Raw genomic sequence first — 695 nt, 5'->3', positions numbered from 1 at the left:
CATTGGAGAGCACGGTCAAGCGCCATGTAAATTCTCTTCTCGGCTTTGGTCGTTGGCTCTTTGATAATAACAGGCCGGGATTTGCTGCTCGGCTTCACGAGGAGTCGCTGGATCCGGATCTCAAGGAGTACGAGAGCAAGAGTGGCTCCTCGGACGTGGCTAGAGCAGTGGGTCATCTCAAGACGTGGGCGGGCGGAGCGCCAGTGCTGGACCGCGCCGCTGTCCTGAATAATCCCGACCCTGCCGACGCCGCGCTCATCAGAGATTACACAGCGGCTCCCATCAAAGAGTACAAGGCAGCGCCGACCGGGCCGAATCCCGCTACCATTCAGACCTATGGATCTGCTCCTAGACGTTTCAGTGAATACCTGGTTGAAAACAAAAAGCCGGGGATTGCGGCTCGGCTTCACGAGGGGTCGCTGGATGAAGATGCCAAGCGCTATAACAACTCCGGTGGGATCAGTGCACTAGCTCATCTCCGGAAGTCCGAACTCGGGCGCGAGCTCCCTGGGAAAGCTAATGAAGACGACGCTGTTCTGCCATTGTCTTTCGTGCCAACTGGGCCCCATCACCAAGCCTCGGATCCCGCAGGGTCCTTTCGTCCCCTGATCTGGCGCGACGGCGACCAGCGCGCGCCGGACGAGCGGATCGCTGCACAGGACAGGAGCAACCAGCTATCAAGCGAGGAGGTCCTC

Annotated in this window: 1 pseudogene; it reads left to right on the top strand. The window is 59.3% G+C overall.

The features are described from left to right. Positions 1-695: pseudogene (locus tag NKH97_RS33245) on the top strand (hypothetical protein); the annotation flags it as partial.

Source organism: Mesorhizobium sp. M0870 (assembly GCF_040319775.1).
Taxonomy (GTDB): Bacteria; Pseudomonadota; Alphaproteobacteria; order Rhizobiales; family Rhizobiaceae; genus Mesorhizobium.
The sequence above is the reverse complement of the archived record's forward strand: the minus strand, read 5'-3'. Positions and strand labels throughout refer to the sequence as shown.